This is a genomic window from Rhodococcus sp. APC 3903 (genome assembly GCF_030407755.1).
Taxonomy (GTDB): Bacteria; Actinomycetota; Actinomycetes; order Mycobacteriales; family Mycobacteriaceae; genus Rhodococcus_F; species Rhodococcus_F erythropolis.
On sequence record NZ_JASDCV010000025.1, the window covers coordinates 61,465 to 85,720 of the forward strand.

Genomic DNA, 24,256 nt, shown 5'->3' on the forward strand with positions numbered 1-24,256 from the left:
ACCAGTCGACGGTACTCACCCGGTGGCGGTGATCTCGCAGCGCTTCCGCGGCGGTACGCCTGCTATGGCATGCGAGCTGTGAGCTGTTGGAAGAACTCTTCGACCATGGATCTGCTTGTCCCGTTGAACAGTTCGGCTCCACCGAAGCGGTAGACCTCGTACCCGGCTAGGCGCAGTCGGCGGTCCTCGGAGACCATCTGGGCGTAGAGCTCGGGGCTGGCCTTATCCCCGCTTGCGTAGTGGTGCTTGCCGTCAACTTCGATCACGACGCGGCGGCGGTCGCTGAACAGCAGGAGGAAGTCCATCCGTTGACGTGCCAGCGGAGAGCCTGAGGAGGAGTTGCGGCGGGTGCTGGTCGTAGGGGTCGTAGTGGAGATAGACCTGTGGGATCAGAACAGGGATCGCGAAAGAGGTCCAGTAGCGAGAGGCGTAGGCATCCAAGACGACCTGCAGCGCTCCATCGGATGCGACCAGGTTCGGCGACACCACCTCGGATCATTCGAGAGACAGGGGCAAGAAGTCATACCGAACATGGCGACCGTGGCCCCGTCGTTCAGGAGCGCCTAAGCGGTAACGGGGGCTCCACCGGACAGCTGCGCAGGCAAACTCAGTGTGGAAGGGGCGGAAGATGTGCTGTGCAACGTCACTCTGCCGAATACTGTGCGCCGAGGAGCCGTAGTTGCAGCATCAATCCGAAGCGGACGTCAGGGCTGCTCAGATCGATCCCGGCGATAGTTTCGATTCTTTCAAGCCTGTACCGGAAAGTGTTCTTGTGCACGTGCAGGGTTTTCGCCGCAGCGACTACGTCTCCGAAGCTTTCGAGCCAACAGTCGAGAGATGGAACTAGTTGTGTCCCATGGGTGACGTCGTATTCAAGGAGGACGGTGAGTGGCCCGTCGAGTTGCAATCCGTTGGCGGCGATCGAGTCCCCGACCTGAAGCATGAGTGCATCGATCTGGACATCGGCGGCCTGTGCTACGCGTGTGCTTGTATGCCGACGGGACTGTAGAACTCTCAACGCGGTATCGGCATCGCGGCGGGATACCGGCAGTTCGGTGACGTTAGTGACGACGCGACCCAGCCCCACACAGAATTCGGTAGAAGTTTTCAGATACGAGATGAACGTGGTGGCCAGTGTCTCGATTCTTGCCAAAACTGGATCGTCGACAGATTGGACGGGAATGACCGCGTAGATGACAGTGCCCAGTTGTTCGGCAATCGCACGTGGATACGTCGACCGTAGGTGCATGCGAAAGGCGAAGCTTGCGCGCTGGAGGTCAGCCAAAGTGCGAAGCTCTTCACCGGCCTGCCTTGGACCCAGCACCACGACACACGCGTGCGACGAACCGAAGTTGAGTTGCTGCGCAGCTTCGCGTGCGCGCCGGCCTCCGTCGAAGAGCATGGTGGTCAAGTGTTCACCTCTGCGACGGGACGAGTCAGCACTGACTCGGGCGCGCAGCATCGCGAGTGCCACGACCTGGGATGCTTCGGCCATCCCCCGTTCTTGTTCGGGGGTGAGCGGTTCAGGAACGATCGCCCAGATCGAGCCGAGGACTTCATCGCCCGCTTGAACTCTCATTGCGATCCGCGGAAGCGTTCCCGGAGCGGGGTTCTGCATAAAAACGGGTTTGTCCGAGGCGTAAAGCTGAGGGAATACGCCTTGGTCTCGTTGCGAGGAGGTGTAAAGCTCGGGAACCTGTAGGCCAAGGATTGTGAGGCGCCGAGGTTCATCGGTTCCAGCCTGATCCGCCGAGAACGCAATGACCCGAGAGGAGAGGTCTTCGATAGTGACAGGAGCAGATAACAAGGCTGACACCGAGTTCGCCAAGGTGAACAGGTCTCGACTCGAATCCGTGGTGTCGACCGGATCGCCGTCACTGTCCAAGTTCAGGGCGCCCCCGACAAGGGCGGCTACCTGAATCCAGGAGGCGCCGCGGACGAGACCGAAAATGGAGACACAGCCACGCAATGCCATCTCGGCGATTGCTTCATCGATCACTACTGGCTCGCGAATGACCAGTGCGGCAACGCCAGCGTCCACGGCGGCAGATACGAAGGAGCCGAAGTCATTGTCGGTAGCAAGAGCCACCCCCAACACCACTGCGTCAGGCACGATACTCGGAGGGTCGAGGGGGTCGTGAAGAATTACCGAAGAGACGGCACGGCTTGACTGGTGGGGGCCGGCTCTGTGTGTCAAGAGTGTTGACCCGAGGCGTTCAACCAAAAGTCCGAGGTTTGCGGTGGTGCTTCGCAGACCGGTCATTGGACGATTGTACACCCAGGACGTGCATAGTTTGGTCGATCGAACGATTTCCTCAGTGTTCGAGGCCTCCACAGTGAGAGGGAGCAGGCGGCGGTTCGTTGGCTGTCTTTCCAAACGGTGAGGAGTGATCGTGAAGGCGTACATATCGGTGGACATGGAGGGTGTCGCAGGCATTGCAACCTTCGATCAGATCCTGAGAGGGGGTTACGGTTACCCTCGCGCCCAAGAGTTGATGACCGAGGAAGCCAATGCTGCGATCGGTGGAGCCTTCGACGGTGGAGCGACGAGCGTGCTCGTGAACGATTCTCACGGGACCATGGACAATTTGATACATGAGCGTCTCGACCCACGAGCACGGTTGGTCTTCGGTGCCCCGAAGGCTCAATGCATGGCCGAAGGGCTCACCGAGGACTGTGCGGTGGCGTTGTTCGTGGGCTATCACGCCCCTGCCGGGGCGCCCGGCGTCCTGGCGCATACCTTCTCCGCGCATTTCGGGGAAATAAGGATCAATGGGCTCCGGGTCTCCGAGGCTGAAGTCAACGCGCTCTATGCAAACTCGCTCGGGGTGCCGGTGGGATTGGTTACGGGCGACGACGTCATCAGCGAGATCGCAAGTAGGGCATTTCCTGAGGCCGAGATTGTGACTGTCAAAGCAGCCCACGGTTTTTCGGCTGCGAACTCCATTTCGCCTGCTGTTGCGCGTAAATCGATCCGCGAAGCGGCAGCATCTGCAGTGTCTCGGGCGGCGGAGATGACCTCCCCTTCTGTGCCGTTGTCCTTCGAAGTTGAGGTTGACATGCCTTCGCCGGTAGCGGCGGAACTGGCGGCGAGCATTCCAGGCTGTGTAAGGACCGCCGACCGCACCATGTCGACAGTCCTTACATCGGTGACAGACCTTCTCGGACTGATCACGGTGCTGTACGAGCTCGCTACCGGTAGTGAACGGGCGCGCATGGCGATTGTCAATCGCCGCTGAGCATTCGCTACCCGGACCTGTCGACGAGTTCCTCCATCAGGTTCCTGAGGAGTTCCGTGCGTGGGAGAATCCATGCGATCTCCGCATGCTCGTCGTGTGCATGGGCGCCGCCTCCGACGGCGCCCATGCCGTCGAGTGTGGGCACTCCAAGTCCGGCGGTGAAGTTCCCGTCCGACGCACCGCCGACGGATATCTCCCTCAGCGGATCTTGTCCGAGGTTGTATGCGATCCGCTGCGCATCACGAAACAGCGAAATTGCAGCGTCATGTTCCATTGGTGGTCTGTTGATTCCCCCGTGTACGACAACCTCTGCCCCAGGAATGCGAGAGTTGATCGCGCGAATCGACTGATCCACACGTTGTTGTTCCTGAGCTGTGGTCGCCCGGACGTCGACGTCGAAAACGGCCTTCGCGGGGACCGTATTAGGCGCAGTCCCTGAGTTCAGTACGGTGGGAGTTGCAGTCGTGCCAGCCGATTGGTCAGCGAGCTCAGCAATTTGCAAGATGACCTCTGCTGCAGCGATAGTCGCATTAATCCCCTTCTCGGGCTCGAGACCACTGTGCGCAGCGCGGCCGATGATCTCGATCTGGTACCGCGATACCCCCTTGCGTTCGGTCTTCAACGCTCCACCGGAGCCTGCCGCCTCCAATACGAACACGGCAAAGCATCGGCGCGCCTCGTTCTCGATGATTTCCCGCGATGTCGGTGACCCAAGCTCTTCGTCGCCCGTGACCAGCAGGGTCACGTGTTCCAAGATTTCGTCACCACGACGTTCGGTGAGTTGTCTGAGCGCGTGGATGCTTTGCGCGAGTCCGAGTTTCATATCGAAGCAACCTGGCCCGCGGATGATTCCGTCGGCCTCGCTGTATGGGTGTTCCGTGATAGTCCCCAGCGGCCACACCGTGTCGTGGTGCGCGAGGATCATGACACGGGCGGCCGACCCGCGTAAAAGTACGTGGTGAACTCCTTGCACACAGAGTATTTCAGGGCGGCGCCCCAGTCGTTCATAAATCAACTCCGCCACCACATGCGCTGAATGCTCCACTGCGTCAAGGTCGGACGAGGGAGACTCTGTCTCGACCAGTCGGCGTAGGTCGGCGAGAATTGCACGAACCACTGCGGGGTAGGCCGGAGCATCTTCAGAAGTACGTACGGGCTGCATCGATAACCTCATATTCATCGGAGACGATCGGAATTACTCGCCACTTGTCGAATGTCGTACACGGGTGCGAGACACCGAAGCTCATCAGGTCTCCTACCTCGACGTCGTCTCCGTGGGAAACAGACACGTAGGTGTGCTGGTCGTTTACGGCGCGGGTACGCATCCCGGCGGCGTTTCGAACCTCTCCACGACGTCTCAGACTGAGGGGGATCGGTAGATCTGAATCCGTCGAGACATCACGTCTCCCCAACCCCGCGATGACAAGATCAGGCTCCGGTCGTGAGAGAACCTCCGCCCACACTTCAAGCGCGGGCAGCGGTGAGGGCTCCTGGTCGACGAACGGTGAGGTACGCGCGTACACGCCGTGATCGTGCGTAAGGTAACACCCGCTTCGGAGCAAGATATCGAGTCGTGGGCCGTGCCACTGATCTCTGAGGCGTTCCACTACCACGTCGAAAAACGAACTACCGCCGAACGAAACCAGTGTTGTCAAAGGATCGAGAAGAGCCCTGACATGTAGCTCACGCACGACAACACCCGCCGAGTCTATGAACCGCCGCGCCTCATCTCTTTGTTCCTCGACATCTCGGCCGGGCACGAGGCCTTCAAAGCCCTCGACTCCCACGAGTTTCAGGTTCTGGCTCCGGTGGATTGTCGTCGCGGTGACGATCGCTGTTTCAGTTGTCCGTACGCCGGCACGGCCGTGGGGGTAGCCGACCTCGAGGAGGACCGGTTGCCGTGGAAGATCAGCCCCGTAAGTCCGTATCGCCGAGTCCAGACGCTGCGCAGTTTCCACAGAATCGACCAACGTCAAAATTTGCAGATCCGGGTGCTTTCGCAGCTGCCCCGTGAGGTAAATGAGGTCTGCTTCGCCGACTACGGGATTGGCAATCAACATCCGGCGAACACCCGCGTGTATGAACACCCGCGCTTGCTGCACATTGGCCACAGTGATACCCCAGGCGCCTGCATCCAAGTGAAGGCCCACCAGCTCCGGACTCATCGTGGTCTTTGCGTGGGGGGCAAGCAGAACATCGTGTGTGAGGCAGTAGTCCCGCATGAGTTGCAGGTTGCGTTCAAGCGCGGTTGCCTTCAGCGCGGCGGCCGGAAAATGAAAGCCACCGTCGAGGAGATTCCATCCCTGCCCGCCGACATCGCTCAGTGCAATCTCGACTTCAGGAAAACTCCTGTCTCGCCAGGTTATCGAGTCCTCGGCGCGGAGCGAATTCAAGGATTTGCGATACGAAGACGATGCAAGCGGTTGCTTCAAGACTGAATGTGCACGACCGGCGCCGGCCCCGGTCATCCTCGGGCGGTCCTTCCACGTCGCGGTGGGGTTGTCCACTGACATCTGCTCCTCGGTTAGCGCATGCGCCTGAATGTGACCGAACGTTAAACCAGAGAACAGTATGCGTAACAACGATCTTCGAAGTATTCGTGCACTGGGCCGAGGAATCGGTTAGAGGTTCGTGCGAGCGGCCGATGCGGGCCCCCGATCGCACCGATAACAAGGGGAATCGGGCACGTGCTCACGGCCGACGTGTGGGCAACATCGACAACCTGTGGATGTGAGACCGGAAGTCTGCGAAGACGCCGCATTTCGGCAGAGCTATTTCCGTTGCGCCCTCAGAATTTCAAAGCAGATGCGCAGCAGAACTTTTGGAGCCTCAGGTCTTTCGGCACGGGCGCTCCGCCACTGGTGCATAACCTTTTCTGAGGGCAAGGAATACCTGAGTTCACACAATTATGGGACGATTCCAACCCTGGCGATAGATGCTATCTGCCGCGCTGTGCAGTGATGAAGGATGTTCGCGTGCACGTTCCGCAGTCTCACCGACTCGGTGTGGTGCCGTATCCGATGTCTTGATCAGTTGTGGCTGTGCAGTGGGATTCCGGCCAGGGCACGATGCGCCTCACCGAGGGCTTCGGCCTGGGTGGGGTGTGCATGAATCAATGTGGCAACCTCGTTCGGATACGCGCCCCAGTTGACGATCAGTTGGGCTTCGCCGATGAGTTCACCCACACGTTCGCCGACCATATGTATACCGACCACAGGTCCTTGGGTTGCGCCGGCACGCACGAGTTTGATGCCGCCGCCGGTTCCTAAGATTTGACTCTTTCCGTTGCCCGCGAGGTCGTAGACGACGCTGGTGATTTCGCCGTGCTTGTCACGTGCTTGTTCTTCGGTGAGGCCGACGGAGGCGACTTCCGGATTCGCGTACGTCACGCGTGGGATGCTGCTGTCTTCGACGAGGGCGGGATTGAGCCCCGCGATTGTTTCCGCGACGAAGATGCCCTGTTGGAAAGCGCGATGCGCGAGTTGGGGTCCGGCGACGATGTCACCGACCGCGTAAACCCCGGGTTGTGCAGTGCATAACGTGCTGTCGACCGACACGAAACCGCAAGGGTCGAGCTCAATGCCGTTCTCGGTCAAGCCGATACCCGAAGTGCGAGGTGAGCGACCCACGGCCACCAAGAGCAGGTCCGCCTCGATGACCTCCCCTGATTCCATCGTGACGACCACCATGTCGGCGCTCTGAGTCGCATTCGCGACGCGGGTATCGGTCATCGTCGTTATCCCACGCTTACCAAGCGCGAGGCTCAGTTGCTTCGACGCCCATTCGTCCTCGGCCGCGAGCAATCTGGGAAGTGCTTCGACAATTGTGACCTCCGCGCCGAGGGAGGCCCAGATACTGGCAAATTCGACGCCGATGACACCTCCTCCGAGCACGACGACACCGTGCGGCATTTCTGCATAAGTCAGTGCCTCGTCGCTGGTGAGGATGCGGCCGCCGATCTCGAGTCCGTGCAGGCTTCGGGCTTGGGATCCGGTTGCCAGAACCAAGGATTCCCCGGTGATCGTTCGGTCACCAACACGGACAGTGCGGCCACCGTCGTAGTGGCCGGTGCCGTGGATGATCTCGATCTTGTTCCGACGTACCAGACTTTGCAGGCCTTTGTAGAGTCGGTCGACAACCGAGTTCTTGTGTGCGTGGAGACCGGGTATGTCAATCTTGTCCAGCGTGGCAATGATCCCGAGAGGCGATGCGTGTGAGATGGTATCGGCTACTTCCGCCGCATGAACGAGCGCTTTGGTAGGTATGCATCCTCGGTGGAGGCAGGTTCCGCCGACCTTGTCTTCTTCGATCAGTGTGACGGTTTTACCGAGCTGGGCGGCGCGGAAAGCGCACGCATATCCGCCTGATCCGCCCCCGAGGATCAGAACGTCTGGTTGGTCAAGCATGTTTTCTCCCTTGGCTTTACACGCTGGGTGTATCGGAAACATCGAAATGATCTGGATTGTCGAAGATACGCACGACATCCGTTGCCCCGTTCGAATATTCGACGAGCCAACAGAGTTTTTTCTTTGAGATCACGACCATCGTGATGATCGCCCATTGGTCGCTTTGCCAACCGTCCTTGCGCGCAACTCGGATGAAGCGCCCGACATTCCTCTCTGCGAGTTCGCTCCGCGATGTCGAATCGCTCAGGCCCACTTCGGTGGTGTTCGGCGAGATCATCAGCTCAGTGCAATCAAAGACAGTGGATCAGAAAGGATGTGGGCTATCGCTGACAGAAATGTCGAACCTTGCTCACCGTCGACGAGCCGGTGGTCGAAGGACAGGCTCAGAGTTGTGACGGAGCGTAGTGCGATCTCACCCTGATGTTCCCACGGCTGCCGCCGGATCGAACCGAAGCACAGTATGGCTGCCTCACCAGGGTTCAGAATGGGAGTGCCGGAATCGACACCGAATACCCCGACGTTGGTGATGGTGATCGTGCCCTCGGACAGGTCCAACGGGCCGGTCTTTCCCTCCTTCGCGGTGGTTGTCAGGTCCGATAGTGCGAGTGCGAGGTCGCGGAGCGCGAGCGTGTGTGCATTTTTGATGTTCGGCACCATCAACCCCCGCGGGGTAGCGGCTGCGATGCCGAGATTAACGAAGCGTTTGACGACGATCTCGTTGGCGTCCTCGTCCCAGTGTGAATTCAGTGACGGGTTAGTGCGTAGTGCGACGAGGAGTGCTTTGGCCACCAGCGCCAGCGGCGTCAGCCGGACATCGCTGAAGTGCTTCGTTTCTCGTAGTCGAGCAAGGAGTTCCAGCGTCGGGGTGATATCTACTGTGACGAATTCCGTGACGTGAGGTGCGGTGAATGCGCTGCGGACCATCGCTGCAGCGGTATGTTTACGGACACCCTTGATCGGGATGCGTTCCTCTTCGCGCGCGGCCGAAATCGACGCCGAGGGAGCTTGGCTGATGGATTCGCGCGAGTTCGGTGCGGGTCTTTCTGCCGAAGCGGTATTGCGATGGCGTTCGAGATCGTCGCGGGTGACATCACCGTGGATGCCGGTGGCGTTGACTTGAGCGAGATCGATGCCGTATTCCTTTGCTACGAACCGCACTGGCGGAGAGGCAAGTGGGCGGCCGGGGAACTCTTTCTGCCTGTCGACGAGGGGTGCCGTCACCGTGCCGGTACCGATTTTGCGGCGGCGTCTGCTCGTGGACTCTTCGGCGACGCCGTAGCCGACCAGAACTGGAGTGCGGTCTGCCGTATGTGGGAGGTCCGGTGTCGGGGGCGAACTGTCTATCTTGTCCGGCGCCTCTACGGAGATGTCGATGAACCGGCTTCCGACGTTGACGGTCGTTCCTTCCCTCGCGTGTAGCGCGACGACAGTTCCGGCGTAGGGAGACGGCAGTTCGACGGATGCCTTTGCGGTTTCGACTTCGGCGATGATCTGGTTGAGGGCGACGGTGTCACCGATTTCGACCCTCCAGGTGAGTAGTTCGGCGTCTGTGAGACCCTCGCCGAGGTCGGGCAGCAGAAACGTCTTGACAGTGTGCATGCGAACTCCTGTTGCTACGCGGTGAAGGTGCGGTCGACAGCGTCGAGAATGCGGTCTACGTCTGGCAGGAAGTACTCCTCGAGTTTCGCCGGGGGATAGGGAATCGTGAAGCCGCCGACACGTGCGACGGGTGCTTCGAGGTGGTAGAAGCAGCGTTCATTGATACGGGCGGCGATTTCGGCGCCGATTCCGAGGAACACCGGAGCCTCGTGGGCGATGATCAACCGTCCGGTGCGTCGCACCGACTCGGCGACGGTGTCTATATCGAGTGGCGAAATCGATCGGAGATCGATGACCTCGATTGATCGACCTTCGTCTGCTGCCACTTTTGCAGACTGTAGCGCTGTCATCACGAGTGGACCGTAAGCGAGAAGGGTGGCGTCGGACCCCCGTGTGAGCACCCGGGCTTTGTGCAGCGGCGTCGACGCCGCGTCGGAGGCGATGGGGCCCTTCTCCCAATAGCGACGTTTGGGTTCGAAGAAGAGCACCGGGTCATCGGATGCAATGGCCTGCTGAATCATCGAGTGCGCATCGGAAGCGTTGCTACATGTCACAACTCGAAGTCCGGCGGTGGCAGCGAAATATCCCTCGGGTGATTCCGAATGGTGCTCGATCGCACCGATGCCGCCGCCGTAGGGCACGCGAATGGTGATCGGCATCTTGACGTTGCCGCTGGTTCGATAGTGCAGCTTCGCTACTTGCGAAACGATCTGATCGAAGCCGGGGTAGATGAACCCGTCGAACTGGATCTCGCAGACTGGTCGATAGCCGCGCATGGCGAGACCGACTGCGGTGCCGATGATCCCGGATTCGGCGAGGGGAGTGTCGATGACACGGTTGGGGCCGAAGTCTTTTTGCAGCCCGTCGGTGATCCGGAAGACTCCTCCGAGCTTTCCGATGTCTTCGCCCATCAGAACGACTTTCGGATCTTTCTCCAATGCGCGGCGGAGGCCGGCGTTCAACGCTTTGCCGAGGGGAAGGATCGTCGGCGTCGTGGTGGATTGATCTGTGCTCATGCGTCGGTTCCTTCGAAGCTGTCGAGGTATTCGGCGAATTGGCGCCGTTCATCGTCGATGAGGGAGTGGGATTCGGCGTAGACGTTGTCGAACAGTGACATCGGTTTCGGTTCTACTGTTTCCAGGCACCCACGCCGAAGCGCTGCAGCGGTGTCGTCTGATTTCTGTTGCACGGCGGCAAGGTAGGAATCATCGATCGCGTCCGCGGACTCCAGAAGGGCTCTGATGCGATCGAGGGGATCTTTGAGCCGCCATTCCTCGTCCAGCGCGGCGGAGCGGTACCGAGTCGGGTCATCGGATGTGGTGTGCGGGCCCATTCGGTAGGTGACGGCCTCGATGAGAGTTGGGCCGCTTCCTTCCCGTGCCCGCGCGAGCGCCGCCCGCGTGACGGCGATGACGGCAAGAACGTCGTTTCCGTCGACGCGCACGCTGGGAACACCGAAACCTCTTCCGCGCGTCGCGATACTGACGCGTGACTGCACACTCACCGGCTCGGAGATCGCCCACTGGTTGTTTTGGCAGAAGAACACAACGGGGGCGTTGAAGCTCGCGGCGAAACCGAATGCTTCGGAGATGTCGCCTTGACTGGTCGCGCCGTCACCGAAGTATGTGATCGTAGCGCCGTCCGTGCCGTCGAATTGCATTCCCATCGCGTACCCGGTGGCGTGCAGCGCCTGAGCTCCGACGATGATTGCAGGTGTCGTCATCCTGTACTCGTACGGGTTCCAACCGGAGTGGGTCGAGCCGCGCCAGAATCTGAGCATGTGAGTGGGATCGACATTGCGGCAGTACGCCACGCCGTGCTCGCGGTAGCTGGCGAAGACGAAATCCTCGGAATGAAGAGCGCGCGCCGAACCGACCTGCGCTGCTTCCTGTCCCAACAGCGGAGCCCAGAGGCCGAGTTCACCCTGCCGCTGCAGCGCGGTGGCCTCGGAGTCGATCCGGCGCACCACCACTAGATCCTCGTAGAGGGCGCGCACCGCGTCGATTCCGATGTCATCGATGTACCCGGAAAACTCCGGGTGATTGAGCCGTTGACCTGTTTCGGTGACCAGCTGTACCAATTCGTCATTGTCGAACACGAGAATCCTCCGAAGAGTAGCGCTGAGCCGGACACCTCAACCTGTGATGGGAGGTTGTCGCGGACAATATGAAGCACTCAGGCAAGCAGTAACAATCAGTTTGCGCCAGTGGTTTGTGAGATCTTGCGCAAAATGCCCAATTTTGAATTTTTGGACGGTGGCATACTGCGCGATATGACGAAACTTGATCGGACCGATGCGCGCCTGCTTCTTGCTCTCTGCGACGCACCCCGCGCGACGGGGGTGCAGTTGGCTTCGATGTTGAGCATGGCCCGGAACACCGTGCAATCCAGAATGTTTCGATGGGATGAGCGCAAGGTGCTTGCACCTGTCGACCGATGCGTATCCCCGCGCGACCTGGGTTACCCCTTGCGTGCCTTCGTCACAGCAGTCGTGGACCAGCATCGACTCGAAGAAGTCCTTGACCGACTCCGCAGTATCGCCGAAGTCACCGAAGCCGTCGGAATCTCAGGAGCGGCAGATCTTCATATAGGCGTCGTCGCCATCGACGCTGACGACCTGTACCGAACCGCCGGCCGCATTCTCGCGGTGCCTGGGGTCGAGCGCACAACAGTTTCCGTTGCGATGCGCGATGCGATCCCCTATCGAACCCGGCCTCTACTCGAGCGGCTCGTCATGGAACCGTGAAACCGAAGCAGGTTTGGTAGTGCCCCGCATTGCTTCCGTCTCTCGTGGATCAGACCGAGTTCTCGCGTCGAGAGTGCACTTCTTCAGTGATCGCAACGCGTTGCTGTTGTCCTGAGCTGCGGCAACTAGCGGTTGTGTGTAGCGGTCGAGGAGGTGGGTTCGTTCGAACGTCCGTTGCCGGTACCCACGCATTCACTCAGGGGAGCGCGGTTGCCGGTGTGAACCGCACCATGGGGTGGACACCGTACCGGGGCCGTGGTGCACGTCTGACTCTTGCTCAGTCCGGCGTCTGGTTCCATGTCGATTCGGCTACTAGTTCAATGGTCCGACGGTAGAGCGGTTTTGTTTGGACGAATGGACGATGAGGGGTGTGAGGTAAACGACGAATCTAGAGACCTGACGTGACAACCTCGCTTCCAACTCAAGGTGGACTTCTCATGAACCAGCGATGTATTGCTCTGGCGGCGCTTGTGCTGGCCGGGCCGGCACTCGCGGCGTGCAGTGGATCAGGGGGGAACAAAGGGCCACGGGACTTCGCCGTCGATGGCGCTTTCTCCGTCGCTGTCGACTCCGACCCCGGTGATCTCAATCCGCTCGTGACCAACCTCGTCAACGCACAGATCGTAGGGATGTACTCCTACGACACGTTGATTTCCTTGGACACCAAGACGAGCGAACCGCAACCCTTCCTGGCCGAAAGCTGGACCGAGAGTCCGAGCGAAGTCACATACACGTTGCGCAATGACATCACGTGTGCGGACGGCACGTCGTTCACCGCGCAAACGGCAGCCGACAATCTCAACTGGATTCTCGATCCCGTCAATCAGTCTCCACGCCTGGAGTCCGTCGTGCCGTCGGACGCAACAGTTACAGCAGAGGGAAATGTGCTCAAGGTGACGACCACGAAGCCCCGGTCGTCCATGCTCTACGATCTCGGCGGCCAACAAATGGTTTGCGAGGGAGCGCTCGCAGATCCGACATCGGTCTCGGCGGGAAGCGACGGCACCGGCCCATTCGTGATCGACAAGATCGTCGCGGGTGACTCGATTACGTTGACTCGCAGGGACGGCTACACCTGGGGGCCGAAGGACAGCACCTCAAGCACCCCGGGAATGCCCAAGACGGTAACGATCAAGATTGTCCCTAGTCCTTCGACTCGGGCTAACTTGCTTCTCTCCGGTCAGCTCAACGCGGCCATGGTCTCTGGTAACGATGAGGCTCGTCTGTCCCAGCTGGATTGGCAACCCTCGCCGGCGATTTCGGGGATGATCACCTACAACCATCTGGAGGGTCTCCCTACTGCGGCGACCGAGGTGCGCACTGCTTTGACGCAGGCGATCGATCTCGACACACTCACCAATGTACTCACCGGCGGCAAGGGGGAGCGGGCATCATCGCTGCTGACCGAGGAACCAAGCCTGTGCACCTACAACTCGGTCGAGGGAACCTTACCTACATATGACGGCGAGGCCGCCGCCCGAACCTTGGAGGCTGCCGGATACACCTCAGGGGCGGGCGGAGTCCGGACCAAAGACGGTAAAGCCCTTCAAATCACACTCGTTTACGACAACAGCACCGACACACGTAGCGCTGCCGCAGAGTACGTCGCGAAACAGTGGAAAAGCCTCGGCGCCGAGGTAACTCTCCAGGGCGGTGATGAGAGCTACGTGATCAGTAGCACGTTCTCGAGTGAGGATCCGAGCAGATGGACCGCCACGCTTGGATTGAACCTGCAGTCAGGAGCTCCCGGGGTCTTTCCTCAGTACCTGACAGGGCCCACTGCGCCGGAGGGCACCAACTTCGCCTCGATCCGCAATGACGATTACGCACGCCATGCCGCGTTGGCCGTGGGCTTGACCGGTGACGCCGCATGCGGAGAATGGGCCAAGGCGGAAGAGGCGCTCTTCAAGAGTGTTGACCTCATCCCCGTTTCCGTCACGCCCTTCAAAATGTACTTCAACGGCGCAGAGTCGGTATCTCAACCCGTTGGAGGAATATTGCCAGGTTCGGCAATTCGGGTCCTGAAATGAGTACCGGGCCGACTACTACCCTGCTGACGACCATAGCCGAGCAGCCGTCAGTACCTTCCGGTCGAAGGATTGGCGCGACGAGCCCACTAGGGTCATTTATCGCACGCCGTATCCTGCGGCTCTGGTGGTCCGTAGTAGCACTTGTGACTATGGCGTTCTTGATGGTCCGGCTCATCCCTGGGGATCCGGTTCGCAACGCGCTCGGAACCAACGCGACACCTGCAATCGTCGAGGCTCGCCGCGAGAGCCTCGGGCTGAACGATCCAATCTGGTTGCAGTACTTCAACTTCTGGAAAGGCTTGCTGACGTGGAACCTCGGCGATTCCTTTTCGCTCCGCATGCCGGTCTCGACCATCATCGAGCAGCGTCTACCCGCGACTCTTGAACTCGCGTTCTTGTCGCTGGCCGTTGTCCTCGTCGTGTCGGTTCCTCTTGGAATCGTCATCGCTGCGCTCACCCGAGGAGGGCGGCGACGAGGTCTCGACCTTGCGTTCACATCTGTTACGGGCCTGTTGACAGTTGTCCCCGAATTCCTGATCGGAGTGGGACTGGTTTACTTGTTCGCGGTTCAAAGTCAACTGCTGCCCGTCGCCGGGCGGGGGGACGCGAGTTCCTACATACTTCCTGTCCTCGCGCTCTCGATCGGCGTGAGTGCAGGTATGTCGCGAATCGTTCGCGTCGAAGCGCTCACCGTGTTCGAACAGGATTACATCCGAACAGCGCGCGCAAAGCGGATGACGCCCTTGCGGATGTATCTACGTCATGCACTGCCGAACCTGTTGACCGCATCGCTCACCATCGGTGGCATCGTTCTCGGGTCCCTTATCGCAGGAACCGTACTGGTGGAAACGATCTTCTCCTGGCCCGGCCTTGGTCTGACGATCATCGATTCGGTGCGGAGTAAGGACTACCCGCTAGCTCAGGGGATCGTCATCGTTTACGGCCTGATCGTTTTGATTTCCAATCTGCTGATCGACATCATCCTGGTCAGCCTCGACCCGCGTACCGCGCTGAAGGACACCTGATGGCGCCCGTCAACACCACCCTTCCCGATTCAGAAATTTCTTCTGACACACCAACGCCACCTGTCTTCGACGACAAGACGTTTCGTTCCGGTAACCGCCGAACTTACTTTCTTTCGACACTGCGATCTCCTCTCGGTGTCGCAGCGTCCATTGCCCTGCTGGTAGTCGCTTTCTTCGTGGCCTTCGGTCCACTCCTGTGGGGCGAATCTGCTGGTGAAGCCGATCTGAGCTTATTGTCCGCGCCGCCGAGCGCAGAGCATTTACTCGGCACAGACGCAGGTGGGCGAGATGTCCTGTCACGGTTGCTGAGCGCCGCGCAATTGTCAGTAGTTACCGCCCTTGCGGCCGCCGTCTTCGGGGTGTCTGTCGGCGTATTTTTCGGATTGCTCCCGATCGTCGCACCGCTAAGGATAGGGCGTCTGATCAACGGCATTATCGCTGTCGCACTTGCTTTTCCGGCACTTTTGCTCGCAATCGTCGCCTCGATCATTCTCGGTGTCGGTGTCGGAGGTGTCATCCTCGCCATCGGGTTGGCCATGGCACCCTCCTACGCCCGTCTCACCCAGACTTTGGGCGCGGCGGTAGCAGGGCGCGACTATGTGGCCGCCGCTCGCATCCTTGGCGTCGGTCGACTGACGATCCTGCGGCGGCATGTACTGCCCAATATTCGGGATCCGCTCATCGTCAACGTGAGCATCAGTGCAGGCAGTGCACTTGTCGCAGCGACGGGACTCTCCTTCTTGGGGCTAGGCGTGCAGGCACCTCAGTACGACTGGGGACGAATGCTCAACGAGAGTCTGGGCTCGATCTACGTGAATCCGGTAGCTTCTCTCGGCATCGGCGCGGCGATCGTCTTTGCCGGCCTCACGTTCGCCCTTTGGGGCGAGGTACTCGCTCGCACATTCGGTCTCCACAGTCCGTCGGGGCGTAGCCGACGGAAGTCGAGCAGGCAATCGAAACAGGCGGCCCTACCGCTGCAGGTGAGTGGTGATTCCGTTCTCTCCGTACGTGATCTCCACGTGGAAGCGCCACGCGGGAACAGCTGGGTTGAACCCGTCCGCGGCGTCAGTTTCGACATCGGGCGTGGAGAAATCCTCGGAGTTGTCGGCGAGTCCGGTTCAGGAAAATCACTGACCTGCATGGCAGTTGCGTCGCTCTTGGAGGAGCCACTTCATGTCACCGCTTCGTCGGTGCGCTTCGACGACAACGAGTTCGCGATCGACGGCAAACTTCCTGGTCGGCTTCGTTCCAAAGCCATGGCGAAGATGCTAGGTACACGGATGGCATTCGTCTTCCAGGACCCGTCTACCTCGCTCAACCCCGCGCTGCACGTCGGCACTCAAGTCGCCGAGATCTCGCTTCTTCACGGCGGGCTTAAGCGGAAACAAGCGAATCGGCGCGCAATCGATCGAATCGCCGCCGTCAAAATCCCCGACCCCTCCCGTCGTGCCCGCCAATACCCGCACCAGTTTTCGGGTGGGATGAGGCAACGCGCCATGATCGCAATGGGCCTGATGGGTGAGCCGGCGCTGATCATCGCTGACGAGCCAACCACCGCGCTCGATGTCACGGTTCAGCGCGATGTCATGGAGTTACTGCAACGGGTCAATCAGGAGAATGGGACGGCGATCATGCTCGTATCCCACGACATCACTCTGATTGGTGCGTTCTGCACGCGAGTTCTAGTCATGTATCGCGGAGAGATTGTGGAGACTCTGAGTGCCGAAGATCTCGCAAGCGGACGCGCCCGGCACCCGTACACACGGGCTCTCGTGGCGGCCGTACCGCACATGGACGCCACTCCGGGCTCCGAGTTCGCCACGATCGATGAGAATGCCGATTTTCCCGATACCTCCGAAGGGCGCTGTCATGACTGACCTTGTCTTCGAAAACATCCGGATCAAGTACGGGACCGGAAGCGCTGCGCACGAGGCAGTGCGTGGCGTTAATTTGACTGTCCCTGCAGGCCGTACCGTCGGTCTCGTGGGAGAGTCCGGCTCGGGAAAATCGACGCTGGCGCGTGCGGCGGTCGGCCTCCAAGAGCCCTATGCGGGGCGGATACTCATCGACGGCATCGACATCGTCAAGGCCCGAGGCTCCGCAGCAGCACTACGTAGAGATATCCAGATGATATTCCAGGACGCGAATTCTTGCCTGAATCCGAGGATGTCAGTCGGTGCCTCGATCGACGAGGCCCTCTCCGTCCGAGGGAAATTCGCTCGGCGCGATCGCGCGCAGCGTCGTATCGAGGTCACGAACCTCCTCGAACTCGTGGAACTCGACCCCGCCAAATCACGTGACCTACCCATGCAGCTGTCTGGCGGTCAGCGCCAACGAGTCGCGATTGCCCGGGCGCTCGCCGCCGAACCCCGAGTCTTGCTCGCTGACGAAATCACTTCGGCGCTCGATGTTTCCGTGCAGGGAACGGTCCTCAACCTCTTGATGCGTGTGCAACGAAGCCTCAACCTGACGGTCCTGTTCATCAGTCACAACCTCGCCGTGGTCCGGCAACTGTGCGAAGAAGTGGCCGTGATGAAAGACGGAGAGGTCGTCGAGGCGGGACTTGCAACACACGTGATCGACGATCCCCAACATCCCTATACCCGGCAGCTCATCAGTGCCATCCCCCGGATAGGGATCCCTCTCTTCGATGAAGGAGCCAGTTCATGACCGCCCGCCCGTTCAGCCTCGAAGAGGCACGAAAGATTGTCACAGTCCCGGAGACTGCAATCACAGCGGACGGAACTGCTGTCGTCTTTACTCAGCGACACACGGTTGAAGACCGCACTGAGACCTCGCTATGGCTGGTGACCGAGGACCGTGCACCGCGGCCCCTGACACAAGGACCCACCGACCGAGCGCCTCGTATGACTTCTCAGGACGACGTCCTCTTCCTCAGAGATATCGACGGAGCACCGCAACTACACCTGCTTCCACAGACCGGAGAAGCGGTGCAACTGACAAGACTCCCGCTGGGAGTCGGTGCGGGTGCGATGAGTCCGGATGGAACTCAACTCGCTTTCGCCGCGCACGTTGACCGCGGACAGGAAGGAAACGCTGCCCCGATCGTCGTGGACACTCTCGACCAGAAGGCCGACGGTGCCGGGTGGATCGGTCGCATCCGCCGCCATCTGTTTGTACTGGACCTGGAATCCGCATGTACCCGACAGATCACGGACGGGGAATGGGACGCCAGCGATCCTGTCTGGTCGCCGGACGGAACGCGACTCGCCTTCACCGCAGCCATGGAAGCTCGATCGGACGTCGATCTGGAATGCCGCGTCTACGCAGTCGATGTGGACGATCCGATGGCGCCCGCTGTGTGTTTCGGTCACGCTACCGGGATCACAGGCCCAGCGATGTGGGCCCCTGACGGGGAGTCGATCATTGCGGTGGGTTCTCCGACGATGACGGTCGGGCACGCGCGACTTCTGCGACTTTTCCGGGACGGCCGCGATGACACCGATCTCAGCGGCGGGCTCGACCGCAATGTGATGCCAGGAGCGACCGGATACCCAGGAGGCAGGCCAGCGCTGACCTCGGAGGGCGAAGACATCATCTTTTGCCTCCGCGATCGCGGCTGGACACATCTATATGGCGCCGACCTGGACGGAGGTGGCCAGCGGCCGATCGTCGCCGAACCTCACTGCGTGATCTCCGGCCTGTCGGTGGCCTCACGTGCCCCCCGCGCTGCTGTCGTCGTGACTACACCACAGTCGTTCGCCGAGGTTGCATTAGTCGACCTCCCCAGCGGCAAGCGCCGGGTGCTTACCTCACTGATGGACCAGAGCCTTCCCGGCGTCGAGTTGCACCGCCCCGAACCGAGGCAGTTCGAGATCAGTGACGGGACTACGATCCATGGGTGGCTTCTTGGCGGAGCCGCTACCACCGGTCCTGCTCCGCTTCTGCTTGACATACATGGTGGACCACACAACGCGTGGGCAGGTGTCGCGGACGAAATCCATTTGTATCAGCAGCTTCTCGCTGCGCGCGGATGGCGGGTGCTCACCCTCAACTCGCGGGGGTCGGACGGATACGGCGAGGAGTTTCTTCGAGCACTCGATGGTGAGTGGGGACGTGCCGACCTCGCTGACTTCCTCGAGCCCCTTGATCAGCTCGTGACCGAAGGGCTCGTGGATGCCGACAAGATCGCTGTGACGGGGTACAGCTACGGCGGTCTCGCGACCTGCGCCCTGACCTCGCACACTGACAGGTTCGCAGCGGCCGTCGCCGGGGGCCTCCTGTGCGAATTCGTGTCCATCGCTGCACAACGACTCCTCCCCGAAGGGTACTTCGCGAAGGCAACGGCCGGTGCCACGCCGACTGATATCGTGCGGCTCGCCGAAATGTCACCCATCACGAATGTTGAACGCGTGACGACGCCCACCTTGGTTCTACATGGAGAGAACGACGAAACCTGCCCTGTCGGGCAGGCTCAGGAGTGGTTCTCGGCCCTGCGAGTGCAAGGGGTGCCGAGTCGGCTTGTGGTCTATCCCGGATGCGACCATCTCTTCATCGCGGATGGATCGATCGAGCACCGCCTGGACTACCACGCTCGTCTGGTCGAGTGGGTAGAGCAGTACACTCGCGCAGCACCAAGGCCGGCAGCGTCATCCCCTGCCCCCCGCGGAGAGGGGTACTGGCGCTACCGGTTGGACCTCCTTCGAGAACGCTATGGAGTCGCCGGAGCACAATTCGGCATCGTCCAACTCGATAACGAGGGGTCGGTGTTCGATCGAGTCATCGTCAACTCCGGAGTTCTGAACACCTCGACTCAGGAACCGGTGACGGACGACGCCATCTTCCAGATCGGGTCGATTACCAAAGTCTGGACGACGATGCTGATCATGCAGCTCGTCGACGAAGGACTGCTCGATCTTGATGTACCGGTGCGGACGATCTTGCAGGACTTCAGGTTGGCGGGAGACCCCGCGCCCTCGGTGACGGTGCGCGAACTGCTCGACCACACCAGCGGTATCGATGGCGATGCATTCATCGACACGGGCCGAGGTGATGACTGTGTCGAGAGATATGTCGAGAAGTTGCAATCCGTTGGCTATATCCACACGCCTGGCGCTCGATTCTCATACTGCAACGCAGGTTTCGTCGTGGCAGGACGGATTGTCGAGATATTGCGCGGGATGTCATGGGATGATGCCTTGCAGAAATACTTGATCGAACCGATGGGTCTCGAACACACCATCACGCGGAGCGAGGATGCACCGAGGTTCGCCGTGGCCACCGGACACAGCGGGTTCGGTGAGACGTGTAGCCCGGTGCCGGCGTGGTCGATCGTTCGATCCATGGGACCGGCAGGGCTCATCACGTCGAGCATCGGCGATCTGCTGACATTCGCGAAGACCGCATTGCGCGGCGGGGCAGTACGGGACACTGCACGCGTGTTGTCAGCCGAGAGTGCCCGATTGATGACAACCGAGCAGATCGATCTGCGGGAAAGCTCATTCACAGCTAGCGGCTGGGGGCTGGGCTGGTTCCTCGAAGACTGGCACGGCACAACGGTGTACGGGCACAACGGCGGAACGATCGGACAGCGAGCGTATCTCCGCCTTTTCCCCGGTACGAACTACGCGATTGCCCTACTGACTTCGGGCGGTCAGCCTGACGGACTCTATGCCGAGATTTTCGCCGAAGCTGCATCCTCGATCGACGGCAGCATTTTGCCCGAACAACTCCGCCCCGATCGATCTCTTCCACCGGAACCACTGGCGGGCATATGGGAGAACGCCGGGAACCGTGTCGAAGTCAAGCCAGGCGACAAAGGGCTTGAGCTGACGATGACAGATCGCCTTGACCTCTTACGCGATGGTAAGGAAGACGTGATGACAACGCAGTTGCATGCGTCGACTACGGCTGGGGTTTACGCGTACACGGCGTCGAACCTCGCTGGTTGGGAGCAGCTCCGCATGGTCCCGGGCGGCGTGTACCTCGGCTCCCGTTTCATGGTGGAGGTACCCGCGTGACCGGGGTGGAGAAGGCTCGCTTCGCCGGCTCTACCGATGTACAGCTTCGGCTGTTGAGTGATCCGTCAGAGATGACGGCTGCCTCAGAGCTCGTCGCACAGGTCTGGCAGGTTGACAGCGCGTATTCGCATGTCAGTCCGGAACTGCTTACCGCCCTTGCACACTCCGACAACTATGTCGCGGGCGCCTATCAGGGCAGTGCGCTCGTCGCAGCCTGTGTCGGATTCTTCTACCCTCCTACGAAACTGGCGCTGCACTCGCACATTGCTGGTGTTCGTGCAGACGTAGTGGGCACCGGAATAGGCAATGCACTCAAGTTTCACCAGCGTGCGTGGTGCCTCCAACGCGGCGTGACACGGGCGACCTGGACCTACGACCCCTTGGTCGCCAGGAACGCGTACTTCAACATCCACAAACTCGGCTGCCAGATCGACGACTACCTTCCAGACTTCTACGGAGTAATGGACGACACCGTCAATCAGGGTCAGCGCAGCGATCGCCTGATGGCGGTGTGGCGACTCGATCAGGAAGTCGTTCGAACCGTCGGCGATCCGGGGCCGGTGGTTCTACGATCAGTCGCCGGCCATCCGCACCTGCAGTTGGAAAATGCGGTCCATGAGAGTCGTTGTCGCGTCCAGATTCCGTCGGACATCGAGGCGGTTCGCCGCGAGGCTCCCGCGCGTGCGGTCGAGTGGCGCTTGGCGCTACGTCGAGTGCTCGCCGGACTATTTCGGGAAGGCTGGAGCGTTGTCGATTTCGATCGCGCAGGCCATTATCACATGAGGAGAAAAGACTGATGCGAATTGATCGCGTCGAATTGATCACGGTTCGAATGCCTTTGGTGCAGCCGTTCACTACATCGTTTTCCACTCAGACCGAGCGATTTCCGCTCCTCGTGCGGGCAACCGCCTCCGATAACGGTCGCACGGTGATCGGGTGGGGGGAGTGCGTTGCACTCGCCGATCCGTTTTATTCTCCGGAGTACCTCGACGGTGCACGGGAGGCACTACAGAGATTCCTTGTCCCATTGCTCTTCGATTGGCAGGCCGCAGGCAATCCGATCACGGCACAGACGGTGAACACGGCAGTAGGCCATGTGGTGGGACACCGCATGGCCAAGGGAGCCCTGGAAATGGCGGTCCTCGACGCGCAACTCCGATTACAGGACCTATCCTTCGCTCAGCACCTCGGCGTCACACGTGACGTAGTCCCTTCCGGCGTCAGCGTCGGCATCGAGGAATCTATTCCTGCGCTGCTCGATCTCGTCGGGGACTTCGTCGATCAGGGTTACGCGCGCGTCAAACTCAAAATCCGTCCGGGCTGGGACGTCGAACCTGTCAGGGCTGTGAGGGAACGCTTCGGCGACATCCCACTGCAGGTGGATGCGAACGCCGCATACCTCCTCTCAGACGCGCCCGTCCTGCGCGAGCTCGACCCCTTCAATTTGCTGCTGATCGAGCAACCTCTCGCCGAGGAAGACCTCCGCCAACACGCACTTTTGGCTCGCCAACTCTCGACTCCTATCTGCCTCGACGAGTCGATCGTGTCGGTGCAGTCGGCTGCTGATGCGATTGCGTTAGGTGCGGCGAGCGTGATCAACATCAAGCCCGGCCGAGTAGGGGGATATCTGGAGGCTACGCGCATCCACGATCTCGCTGTCGCGAACGGCATCGGGGTATGGTGCGGAGGCATGCTCGAGACGGGAATCGGCCGGGCTGCCAATGCTGCACTGGCAGGTCTCCCTGGCTTCACCCTGCCTGGCGATATTTCTGGCTCAGATCGTTTCTACAAGCAGGACATCACCGACCCGATCGTGATGAAGGACGGAACGGTGTCCATCCCAGGGGGGCCGGGCATCGGTGTCGAGCCCAATCCTGCAGCTCTCACCGAAGCCACCATCCACACTGCGGAGTTGACGGCTCCACCCCGGCGGTAAGAATTGCCCTTCGCTAGAGGCCGGTACCGCAGACCGTGTGATCACCGACGAGTTTCACCATGCTCTCGTCGGTGAAGCCGAGGCTTTCGCAATGATTGCGGTTTGCCGCGCTTGGATGACGTCGAGCATGCCGATCGTATTGCTGGATATCCCATTTGACACCGTTACCGATCATCGCACTGCGCGGCGCCATCGTACTGCGGCGCGACTCGGACCCGAATCGATCCGATCGAAATCAAAGCTACTGCGTCCCTTCCCGTATCGGGCTCGGCGTCGAACCGTGGACGGAATTGCGAGTGGCGGATGCGGACGATATCGGCGTCACCCCTTTTGATACAACAGAGGCTGTTGATACAGCAGAGGCTGTCGGCCAGATCGAAACAGCCGTGCGAAGTTTGTACGACAAAGCCGACAGCATAATCAAGCTCGGTGGTGGTCACGCCATTGCGTTCCCCTCGTGTTCCCTCCGAACTCAGCGAACATCAGTCGCCCTGGTGTAACCGATGCATCAGGGCGACTGATGTGACGTGATCGATGTGCCGCGACTGGTTCGCTCTGTCGATCGGTGGTGTTGACATGCCAGAAATTGTGTAACAGTAAAAATGGTTAATTCTGTTGTGCCGCAATATATTTAGACCTATCGAGCTTGATTATGAGCGCTGTGAGCGCGTATTGTGATGTGCGCAATACTCCGCAATTCGGCGCAATTCGGCGCATTTTCGTAACGACATCCCAGGAGACAACTATGAGTTCATCCGACAACGATCTGAATGCACTGAACAGCGTCATCACGGTCGCAGGTGCACTTGCTGCGATTCTCGGTGGAATCGCCGGCGTGGCAGGGCTTGCAACATTTCTCGGTACGGGGGCCGGATCGTAGCCGGTTCTTGACTATCTCACTTCGCCTGGTGAAGGGGCACTCTCAACGATCGTGAGTGTGTTCTCGTTGCTCGACTTCACGGTGCTTAGGCGATTGGTGTTCGGCTGTTTCCGCAGCTGCTTCGGAGATCGTCCCGAAGCAGCTGCGGTGTTTTTCGCTGGACATGCGGCCAGCACGATCGCTGTCGTTCGGGAGCTTCGTAGTCGCTGAGGATTCTGGCATAGATGGAATCAGTATTGGTTGCGTCAAGTGCTCACCTTGAAGTTCATTTAGGAAGGCCATGTGTCGCCAAACCTATTGATATTTAACATGTCTCGTTCATTGCAGTGCTAGGAGATGGTAGGAAAGTGGAATGACCTCAACCCCGAATAATCCGAATCCGAGCAGAGCCGAAGCAGAAGTAGTCGAACTGGT

At 60.0% G+C, this 24,256-nt stretch carries 20 protein-coding genes; 11 read left to right on the forward strand and 9 right to left on the reverse strand.

What is annotated here, in order from left to right; translation table 11 throughout:
- Nucleotides 1–62: 62 nt before the first annotated feature.
- Both QMA15_RS27270 and QMA15_RS27275 read right to left on the reverse strand, forming a co-directional pair.
- On the reverse strand, nt 63–305 hold the full coding sequence (locus tag QMA15_RS27270; RefSeq protein WP_290287431.1) for a hypothetical protein: 243 nt from the start codon (nt 303–305) through the stop codon (nt 63–65).
- Nucleotides 306–643: 338 nt separating this feature from the next.
- Nucleotides 644–2,113: a helix-turn-helix domain-containing protein gene (locus QMA15_RS27275; RefSeq protein ID WP_290287433.1), complete on the reverse strand. Its 1,470-nt coding sequence runs from the start codon at nt 2,111–2,113 to the stop codon at nt 644–646.
- Nucleotides 2,114–2,393: 280 nt separating this feature from the next.
- Between QMA15_RS27275 and QMA15_RS27280 the strand changes: the two genes are divergently transcribed.
- On the forward strand, nt 2,394–3,239 hold the full coding sequence (locus tag QMA15_RS27280) for a M55 family metallopeptidase (RefSeq protein WP_290287435.1): 846 nt from the start codon (nt 2,394–2,396) through the stop codon (nt 3,237–3,239).
- Between the two features lie 7 nt (nt 3,240–3,246).
- Here QMA15_RS27280 and QMA15_RS27285 read toward each other — a convergent pair whose 3' ends face one another.
- The 7 genes from QMA15_RS27285 to pdhA all read right to left on the reverse strand — a co-directional run bounded on the left by QMA15_RS27285 (nt 3,247) and on the right by pdhA (nt 11,342).
- Nucleotides 3,247–4,401, reverse strand: coding sequence for a M20 family metallopeptidase (locus QMA15_RS27285; RefSeq protein WP_290287436.1), 1,155 nt, complete (start codon nt 4,399–4,401; stop codon nt 3,247–3,249).
- Entirely contained in the window at nt 4,379–5,752 is a 1,374-nt protein-coding gene (locus QMA15_RS27290; RefSeq protein ID WP_336503237.1) for an alanine racemase, read from the reverse strand. The genes QMA15_RS27285 and QMA15_RS27290 overlap by 23 nt, the downstream gene beginning before the upstream one ends.
- Nucleotides 5,753–6,268: 516 nt before the next feature.
- A complete protein-coding gene (lpdA, locus tag QMA15_RS27295) occupies nt 6,269–7,645 on the reverse strand; it encodes a dihydrolipoyl dehydrogenase (protein WP_290287438.1) in 1,377 nt (458 codons plus the stop codon).
- Between the two features lie 16 nt (nt 7,646–7,661).
- The gene (locus QMA15_RS27300; protein ID WP_192713470.1) at nt 7,662–7,922 is read right to left on the reverse strand and encodes a hypothetical protein; all 261 of its coding nucleotides are present in this window, start codon (nt 7,920–7,922) and stop codon (nt 7,662–7,664) included.
- Nucleotides 7,922–9,244 (reverse strand): dihydrolipoamide acetyltransferase family protein, encoded by a 1,323-nt coding sequence (locus tag QMA15_RS27305; RefSeq protein ID WP_290287441.1) that lies wholly within the window; start codon nt 9,242–9,244, stop codon nt 7,922–7,924. Before QMA15_RS27305 ends, QMA15_RS27300 begins: the two co-directional genes overlap by 1 nt.
- Nucleotides 9,245–9,258: 14 nt before the next feature.
- Nucleotides 9,259–10,260: an alpha-ketoacid dehydrogenase subunit beta gene (locus tag QMA15_RS27310; RefSeq protein WP_290287443.1), complete on the reverse strand. Its 1,002-nt coding sequence runs from the start codon at nt 10,258–10,260 to the stop codon at nt 9,259–9,261.
- Nucleotides 10,257–11,342, reverse strand: a complete 1,086-nt coding sequence (gene pdhA / locus QMA15_RS27315) for a pyruvate dehydrogenase (acetyl-transferring) E1 component subunit alpha (protein ID WP_290287445.1) — start codon at nt 11,340–11,342, stop codon at nt 10,257–10,259. Before pdhA ends, QMA15_RS27310 begins: the two co-directional genes overlap by 4 nt.
- A 174-nt stretch (nt 11,343–11,516) precedes the next feature.
- Here pdhA and QMA15_RS27320 point away from each other — a divergent pair, with 174 nt between their 5' ends.
- The 10 genes from QMA15_RS27320 to QMA15_RS27365 all read left to right on the forward strand — a co-directional run bounded on the left by QMA15_RS27320 (nt 11,517) and on the right by QMA15_RS27365 (nt 23,842).
- Nucleotides 11,517–11,990 carry an Lrp/AsnC family transcriptional regulator gene (locus QMA15_RS27320; RefSeq protein ID WP_290287446.1) on the forward strand — a complete coding sequence of 158 codons (474 nt, stop codon included), beginning with the start codon at nt 11,517–11,519 and terminating at the stop codon, nt 11,988–11,990.
- A gap of 437 nt (nt 11,991–12,427) precedes the next feature.
- Nucleotides 12,428–14,020 carry an ABC transporter substrate-binding protein gene (locus tag QMA15_RS27325; protein WP_290287448.1) on the forward strand — a complete coding sequence of 531 codons (1,593 nt, stop codon included), beginning with the start codon at nt 12,428–12,430 and terminating at the stop codon, nt 14,018–14,020.
- On the forward strand, nt 14,017–15,045 hold the full coding sequence (locus QMA15_RS27330; RefSeq protein WP_290287450.1) for an ABC transporter permease: 1,029 nt from the start codon (nt 14,017–14,019) through the stop codon (nt 15,043–15,045). The genes QMA15_RS27325 and QMA15_RS27330 overlap by 4 nt, the downstream gene beginning before the upstream one ends.
- Complete coding sequence (locus QMA15_RS27335) at nt 15,045–16,922, forward strand: dipeptide/oligopeptide/nickel ABC transporter permease/ATP-binding protein (RefSeq protein WP_290287452.1); 1,878 nt, start codon at nt 15,045–15,047, stop codon at nt 16,920–16,922. The genes QMA15_RS27330 and QMA15_RS27335 overlap by 1 nt, the downstream gene beginning before the upstream one ends.
- Nucleotides 16,915–17,715: an ATP-binding cassette domain-containing protein gene (locus QMA15_RS27340; RefSeq protein WP_192713478.1), complete on the forward strand. Its 801-nt coding sequence runs from the start codon at nt 16,915–16,917 to the stop codon at nt 17,713–17,715. Before QMA15_RS27335 ends, QMA15_RS27340 begins: the two co-directional genes overlap by 8 nt.
- Nucleotides 17,712–21,026: a serine hydrolase gene (locus tag QMA15_RS27345; RefSeq protein ID WP_290287456.1), complete on the forward strand. Its 3,315-nt coding sequence runs from the start codon at nt 17,712–17,714 to the stop codon at nt 21,024–21,026. The genes QMA15_RS27340 and QMA15_RS27345 overlap by 4 nt, the downstream gene beginning before the upstream one ends.
- The gene (locus QMA15_RS27350) at nt 21,023–21,823 is read left to right on the forward strand and encodes a GNAT family N-acetyltransferase (RefSeq protein ID WP_290287458.1); all 801 of its coding nucleotides are present in this window, start codon (nt 21,023–21,025) and stop codon (nt 21,821–21,823) included. Before QMA15_RS27345 ends, QMA15_RS27350 begins: the two co-directional genes overlap by 4 nt.
- A complete protein-coding gene (gene menC / locus QMA15_RS27355; protein WP_290287459.1) occupies nt 21,823–22,962 on the forward strand; it encodes an o-succinylbenzoate synthase in 1,140 nt (379 codons plus the stop codon). Before QMA15_RS27350 ends, menC begins: the two co-directional genes overlap by 1 nt.
- A 296-nt stretch (nt 22,963–23,258) precedes the next feature.
- Entirely contained in the window at nt 23,259–23,462 is a 204-nt protein-coding gene (locus QMA15_RS32870; RefSeq protein WP_356702521.1) for an arginase family protein, read from the forward strand.
- 245 nt (nt 23,463–23,707) lie between these two features.
- The gene (locus QMA15_RS27365) at nt 23,708–23,842 is read left to right on the forward strand and encodes a hypothetical protein (protein ID WP_290287463.1); all 135 of its coding nucleotides are present in this window, start codon (nt 23,708–23,710) and stop codon (nt 23,840–23,842) included.
- Nucleotides 23,843–24,256 lie beyond the last annotated feature (414 nt).

Coding starts and splice junctions, on each gene's coding strand:
- QMA15_RS27335 (WP_290287452.1), top strand. CDS start 15,045: ATGGCGCCCGTCAACACCACCCTTCCCGATTCAGAAATTTCTTCTGAC.
- QMA15_RS27365 (WP_290287463.1), top strand. CDS start 23,708: ATGAGTTCATCCGACAACGATCTGAATGCACTGAACAGCGTCATCACG.
- QMA15_RS27300 (WP_192713470.1), bottom strand. CDS start 7,922: ATGATCTCGCCGAACACCACCGAAGTGGGCCTGAGCGATTCGACATCG.
- QMA15_RS27310 (WP_290287443.1), bottom strand. CDS start 10,260: ATGAGCACAGATCAATCCACCACGACGCCGACGATCCTTCCCCTCGGC.
- QMA15_RS27330 (WP_290287450.1), top strand. CDS start 14,017: ATGAGTACCGGGCCGACTACTACCCTGCTGACGACCATAGCCGAGCAG.
- QMA15_RS27340 (WP_192713478.1), top strand. CDS start 16,915: ATGACTGACCTTGTCTTCGAAAACATCCGGATCAAGTACGGGACCGGA.
- menC (WP_290287459.1), top strand. CDS start 21,823: ATGCGAATTGATCGCGTCGAATTGATCACGGTTCGAATGCCTTTGGTG.
- QMA15_RS27320 (WP_290287446.1), top strand. CDS start 11,517: ATGACGAAACTTGATCGGACCGATGCGCGCCTGCTTCTTGCTCTCTGC.
- QMA15_RS27270 (WP_290287431.1), bottom strand. CDS start 305: ATGGACTTCCTCCTGCTGTTCAGCGACCGCCGCCGCGTCGTGATCGAA.
- QMA15_RS27325 (WP_290287448.1), top strand. CDS start 12,428: ATGAACCAGCGATGTATTGCTCTGGCGGCGCTTGTGCTGGCCGGGCCG.
- QMA15_RS27345 (WP_290287456.1), top strand. CDS start 17,712: ATGACCGCCCGCCCGTTCAGCCTCGAAGAGGCACGAAAGATTGTCACA.
- lpdA (WP_290287438.1), bottom strand. CDS start 7,645: ATGCTTGACCAACCAGACGTTCTGATCCTCGGGGGCGGATCAGGCGGA.
- QMA15_RS27285 (WP_290287436.1), bottom strand. CDS start 4,401: ATGCAGCCCGTACGTACTTCTGAAGATGCTCCGGCCTACCCCGCAGTG.
- QMA15_RS27290 (WP_336503237.1), bottom strand. CDS start 5,752: ATGTCAGTGGACAACCCCACCGCGACGTGGAAGGACCGCCCGAGGATG.
- QMA15_RS27305 (WP_290287441.1), bottom strand. CDS start 9,244: ATGCACACTGTCAAGACGTTTCTGCTGCCCGACCTCGGCGAGGGTCTC.